Origin of the sequence: Natroniella acetigena, assembly GCF_023227745.1 — a bacterium.
Lineage (GTDB): Bacteria > Bacillota > Halanaerobiia > Halobacteroidales > Halobacteroidaceae > Natroniella > Natroniella acetigena.
Genome location: NZ_JALKBX010000086.1, coordinates 1 through 5,997, shown reverse-complemented (window position 1 = coordinate 5,997; position 5,997 = coordinate 1). Strand labels below are relative to the sequence as shown.

Here is a 5,997-nt window from a genome sequence, read left to right as displayed (position 1 = left end):
AATCTCACGCTGGGTGTGAAGAGGGGGAAAATCTGAAAATAGGTAACAATACTATTGAAGGATTACCTATCTCTATTTTTTGATATTGGGGGCAGGTAGTTTGATCGGTTTAATTGGTATGGTATTGGTTGTTCCTACTTATGCGATTTGTAAGGTGATATTTACTCATAGCCTTCAAATTTGGAGATTAAAAAGAAGGGAAGAGTATATATGAAAGAGATTGGTGTGAGGGGGATTTTATGCAAATAAAATCAAGCGAAAATTTGACTGATAAAAAAATATTAATTACTTTATTAGTTCTTAGTTATCCAATCATAATCGGTGATGTTATGCATTTGATGTATAATTTAGCTGATACTTTTTGGGTAGGAAGGTTAGGAGCAGAGTATTTAGCAGCAATTTCTTTATCTTTTCCACTAATATTTTTAATTTTTTCTTTTGCTGGAGGTTTTTCTGTGGCTGGAATGACACTGATTTCGCAATATATTGGAGCAGAAAATCAGAAAATGGCTAATTTGGCAGCAGGGCAGGTTTTGGTTTTATCAGTTGTAATTTCAGTCTTTTTTTCTGGAGTAGGTTTGATTTTAGGAGAAGAACTATTACAAGTAATGGGAGCTGAGGCAGAAGTATTAAAATCAGCTTGGGAATACTTCAGAATAATAATGTGGGGTATTCCTTTGGTTTTTGTTTATTTTGTATTTTCTTCAGCTCTTCAAGGAATTGGTGATACAAAAACTCCAATGAAGCTCAAATTAATAACTGTTTTAATAAATATAATTTTAGATCCGTTTTTAATCTTTGGTTGGTTTTTGTTTCCGAAGTTAGGTATTAAGGGTGCTGCTATAGCAACGATATTTTCTCGTTTTATCGGAGCAATTATAGGAATGTATCTATTCTTTACTGGTAAGAAAGGAATTAAACTCAAGTTAGATTATCTTAAACCTGATAAAGAGATGGTTAAGCAAATAATTAAAGTCGGTTTTCCAGCTGCTATTGGGATGTCAGCCTTGTCTTTAGCAATGGCAGTTATGACTTCAATTGTAACTGCTTTTGGCACATATACTCTTGCTGCTTGGGGAATAACTAATAGAATCACCTCATTAATTAGAATGCCTGCTCAAGGTGTGGGGCGGGCTACCGGAGTGTTAATAGGTCAATTTTTGGGTGCTGACAAGCCTGATGAGGCTGGAATTACTGCTTGGTTGGGTGTAGGGATTACATTTGGGTTTCAGATTTTAGTAGCTACACTTATACTGTTTGTTGCTCCGTATTTGATAATGTTATTTACGGAGAACCTAAATGTAATAGAAATAGGTAGTTATTATTTAAAGATTGCTGGATTTGCTTTTGCTTTTTTAGGAGTCCAGCAAGTATTATCAGAATCTTTAAAGGGGGCAGGGAATACAGTAGAGCAGATGTTATTTCGAATATTAACCCTGTGGATATTACAAATTCCGCTTTCGCTTTTTATGGCTTATACGTTGGGGCTTAGTCAAAAAGGAGTTTGGTGGGCTATATTATTGGCCAAGTTTTTAGGAGCTTTAGTAGTTATATTTTGGTTTATTAAAGGTACTTGGAAGACAAAAATAATTGATTAAAATTGATTTGTATGAACCCTTAGTGAAATATTGTAATTTTTTATATAATAACGTTGTTTGTGAGCTTATGATGAAAATATTAAGGTAGTAGAGTTAGAAATTTATTAAAAAGAGTAGATTAAGTAAGTTTTAAATCAGTTAGTTATAAAAACCTAACTGATTTTAGTTTTAAAGATCATTAAATTATGATACTATAAAGATAAGGCTATGAAATGGAAGGGGGATGGGGATGAAGAAGATAGCAACTTCTAAAGCTGATTTTGAAGAGATAATAAATGGAGGATTTATTTATGTAGATAAAACTAAATATTTATATAATATTGTAACTCAAGATACTTATTATTTTCTTTCAAGACCTAGAAGATTTGGAAAGACATTATTTATAAGCACCTTAGAAGCTTTCTTTAAAGGCAAGAAGGAACTTTTTAAAGATTTATATGTTTATAACCAAGAATGGGATTGGGAAGAGCATCCTGTAATTAAACTTGATTTTAATACTATACCTAATGAGAATAGAGAAGTTTTAGAAGAAAGTATAAGTAAAAGGTTAAATGAAATTGCCCATGATTATAATATTAATTTAGATGAAGATAAACCATACTACCAGTTTCCAAAGTTAATAAAAAAATTAGCAAAAAAGTATGATAAAAAAGTATCATTTTTAGTGGATGAATATGATAAACCTATAATTTCAAACTTAGGAAAAGGAGAAAATGGGATAGAAGTAGCAAAAGAGAATAAAGAGTTTCTGAAGATACTTTATGATAATTTAAAGGCTTTAGAAAAACATTTAAAACTTGTCTTTATTACTGGGGTATCTAAATTTAGTAAAGTATCAATATTTTCTACTTTAAATAACCTGATTGAATTAGATATGCACCCTAGATTTGTTACAATGTTAGGTTATACTGAAGATGAATTAAGAAATAATTTTAAAAATTATTTTGAAGAGTTAGCTAAGAAATCTGGAATTGATATAGAAGAACTATTTGTTGAAATTAAAATGATGTATAATGGATTTAGGTTTGGCAGAGAAGATGCAAGAGTTTATAATCCTTTTTCTATTGCTAATGTTCTTGATTATCAAGAGTTAAATAATTATTGGTTTGAAAGTGGAACGCCAAATTTTTTAGTAGATCTAATAAAAGAAAGAAAGTTTGATGTTAGTAAGCTTGAAAAGATAGAGATAGGTAGAGATGAGATTAAGGCTTATGATATAGAGAGATTACAGTTGATTCCACTATTATTTCAAACAGGTTATTTAACGATTAAGGATATAGAAGATAAGATAATCTACACATTAGGCTATCCAAATTTTGAAGTTGAACATGGTTTTAATCTTAATTTAATCAAATCTTTTTCCCAGGAGAAGATAAAGATTCCTATAATTCATAAGATAAAGAAATCATTGATTAATAATGATTATGATAGTTTTATAGATTACATGAAATCATTATTTAGTAATATATCCAATATAAATATATCTTCAGATGTTAAAGAAAGAGAAGATTTTTATCACACGATTTTTTATTTAACAAGCGTTTTATTTTCAGATAATAATTTAGATGTAAGTTCTGAGTTATTAACTTCAGAGGGTAGGATAGATATGGTAGTAGAAACAGCTAAAAATGTATTTATAATTGAGTTTAAGTGTAATCAAAGTGCTGATGATGCTATTAATCAGATAAAAAAGAGGAATTATAAGGATAAGTATATAATAAAAGAAAAAGATATAGTTTTAATTGGGATTAACTTTTCTACAGAAAAGAGAAATATATCAGAAGTTGAGATAGTTTAGATTATTGTTATAACTGACCAGCTATTAGCTAAGTAAAACTGGTCAGTTTTTATTATATAATGTAAAGGAATTTATTCTAGTTGTTCAGAAAAAAAATTACATAGTGCTTTGAGAGTTCTCTTGTAAGGAAAGCTTGTCTCTTCTGTTCCAAGCTTCTTTTGAATAGTACTAGTGTACACACTTACCTTTGTAGCAGCAATAGAAGAAGGAAGAGCAATTTATGATAATATTCGTAAGTTTATTCGTTACATTTTATCATGTAATATTGGAGAGATATTAGTCATGTTTTTAACTTCCTTATTAGGTTTGCCTTTACCATTAATTTCAATTCAAAGATTGATTTTGAAGAATTAACTAGTAAGACTTAATTACTTTTAAAACTAAAGAGATTTAACAGTAGTTGCTATTGACATGGTGACATTATCATGGTAATCTTTAAACAAAGTTATAATTTTAAGAGGGAGTAAATATGAAAAAATTAAAAGTAATAATAGCTGTTGTATTATTTAATATAATCAAAGTTTTGACTGTACCTTTTGTCTTGTCCTACTTTAGAGTTAAAATACATAAACCATTTATTAGGGCTTATCCAGCAATGACAGTAGTAGGAACTTTAGTTATGTTAGGGTTGGTTTATTTTAAGGGGAATTTCGGAAATTGAAATATGTAGTTAAAAAAACACCTAAAGAGGTGTTTTTTTGCTTATAATTATCTTTGGTTCCTTAAAAGGTTGTGAACTTCCCCCTGTTTGCTAGACAGTAAGTTAAGATATATAATATAATTACTTCAAGGGGGATTTCAAATGGACGATGACAGAAGAACTTATAGTGAACAATTCAAACGTGAAACTGTTGAATTAAGTTTCAATTCAGAAAAAACCTGCAAAGAAATAGCTGAAGATTTAGGACTTAGCTACCATAACTTAATTAGATGGCGTAAAGAGTATAGAGATAATAATGATCTAGCTTTTCCCGGTCAAGGTAAACAAAAACTTTCACCTGAACAGGAAGAAATCAAAAAGTTAAAAGAGGAATTACGTATTGCTAAACAAGAACGTGATATATTAAAAAAAGCAGTCGGCATATTCTCAAAGAAACCAAGATGAAATATGGTTTCATTCGGGAGCACCGCAATGAATTTCCTATAACGAGAATGTGTCAGGTACTAGGTGTCTCCCGATCTGGATATTACAGTTGGTTAAATCGTAAACCAAGTAAAAGAAAACAAGAAAACTATAAATTAAAATTAAGAATAGCTCAAATATACTCCGAAAGTGGAGGAAGCTATGGTAGTCCACGTATTTATAAACAGCTTAAAAAAGAAGGATTCAAGTGCAATAGAAAGCGAGTAGAACGATTAATGAGAGTACTGGGATTAAAAGCAATATAGAAACGAAAATTCAGAGTTACTACTGATTCTAATCATAATTTGCCAATTAAAGAAAACCTTTTAGATCGTAAGTTTGATGTGACTGAAAAAAATAAAGTCTGGGTTTCAGACATTACATATATATCTACCAAAGAAGGTTGGTTGTATTTAGCAGTCATGATAGACCTTTATTCTCGTAAAATAGTTGGCTGGTCAATGCAAAAGAGAATGACTAAGAATTTAGTTATAGATGCTCTTAATATGGCCATAAAAAGGCGTAGTCCTGAGAAAGGCCTAATAGTACATTCAGATCAGGGCAGCCAGTATGCAAGCCATGATTTTCAAAAATTACTTTGGCAGAACAAGTTCAAATCATCAATGAGTCGTAAAGGTAACTGTTGGGATAATGCAGTAGCAGAAAGTTTTTTTGGTACACTAAAGACAGAACTAGTTTATCACAATAAATACCAAACTAGAAGTCAGGCGAAACAGGATATATTTAAATATATTGAGATTTTCTATAATAGAAATCGCTTACATTCAACCTTAGATTATAAAAGTCCAGAAGAGTACGAAAACGAGAGAAAAACGTCTAAACTATGTGTCTAATCTAATGGGGGAACCTCAGTTGTGTGTAATTGATAAAAAGGATTAAGATATGATAAGTATGATATTCTTAATATAATAATGTTATGTAATTTAAATATTACTTTCATACGCGTTAATTTAAGCAAGTTTTTGGAAATGTAGATGTTCGAAGTGAAGCTTTATTACAAAATAGATTTACAATTGACAATTAAAGATCAAGTTCTTAAAGGCTTAAGTTCTTTGAAAAACCTTGTGGTAATAAGCTTTGGTGATTTTGATTATAAGATTTAAGGGTTTTAATTGTCAATTGCCAATTTTGTACATTGTAAATTGAAGTTAAGCTATATATCAGTAAAAAATAAGATGATTAGTAAACCATGTATTAATTTGAAGCAGATGATATTACTTTATGTATAATGTAGTAATTTAGATTCTAAGTTTAATTTTAAAAATCTCTTGACATTATAGTTTACAGATGTTATTCTATTAATTGTCGCTTGCAAGAAATATAGAAATTTAATCTTTTCTTGACAAGTTAGAAGTAGAGTGATATACTACTCAATGTTGTCGCGAAAAAAGATTGGCAACAAAAAAAGATTTAAAAAAGTTCTTGACAACTGAGAACTAATTTGATATTCTATTAAT

4 protein-coding genes and 1 pseudogene are annotated in these 5,997 nt (G+C 29.7%); all 5 read left to right on the top strand.

The genetic code is table 11. From position 1 onward, the window contains the following. Window positions 1-239: 239 nt before the first annotated feature. Window positions 240-1,598 (top strand): MATE family efflux transporter, encoded by a 1,359-nt coding sequence (locus MWH25_RS12355; RefSeq protein ID WP_248627956.1) that lies wholly within the window; start codon window positions 240-242, stop codon window positions 1,596-1,598. A 229-nt stretch (window positions 1,599-1,827) separates the two neighbouring features. After that, on the top strand, window positions 1,828-3,396 hold the full coding sequence (locus tag MWH25_RS12350; RefSeq protein ID WP_248627955.1) for an AAA family ATPase: 1,569 nt from the start codon (window positions 1,828-1,830) through the stop codon (window positions 3,394-3,396). A gap of 171 nt (window positions 3,397-3,567) precedes the next feature. Continuing rightward, entirely contained in the window at window positions 3,568-3,750 is a 183-nt protein-coding gene (locus tag MWH25_RS12345) for a hypothetical protein (protein WP_248627954.1), read from the top strand. 115 nt (window positions 3,751-3,865) lie between these two features. After that, the gene (locus tag MWH25_RS12340) at window positions 3,866-4,057 is read left to right on the top strand and encodes a hypothetical protein (RefSeq protein ID WP_248627953.1); all 192 of its coding nucleotides are present in this window, start codon (window positions 3,866-3,868) and stop codon (window positions 4,055-4,057) included. Between the two features lie 141 nt (window positions 4,058-4,198). After that, window positions 4,199-5,373 (top strand): annotated as a pseudogene (locus MWH25_RS12335) (IS3 family transposase). Window positions 5,374-5,997: the final 624 nt, after the last annotated feature.

Bases quoted from the DNA above. Each gene is read 5' to 3' on its own strand.
- MWH25_RS12340 (WP_248627953.1), top strand. From the start codon at position 3,866: ATGAAAAAATTAAAAGTAATAATAGCTGTTGTATTATTTAATATAATC.
- MWH25_RS12355 (WP_248627956.1), top strand. From the start codon at position 240: ATGCAAATAAAATCAAGCGAAAATTTGACTGATAAAAAAATATTAATT.
- MWH25_RS12350 (WP_248627955.1), top strand. From the start codon at position 1,828: ATGAAGAAGATAGCAACTTCTAAAGCTGATTTTGAAGAGATAATAAAT.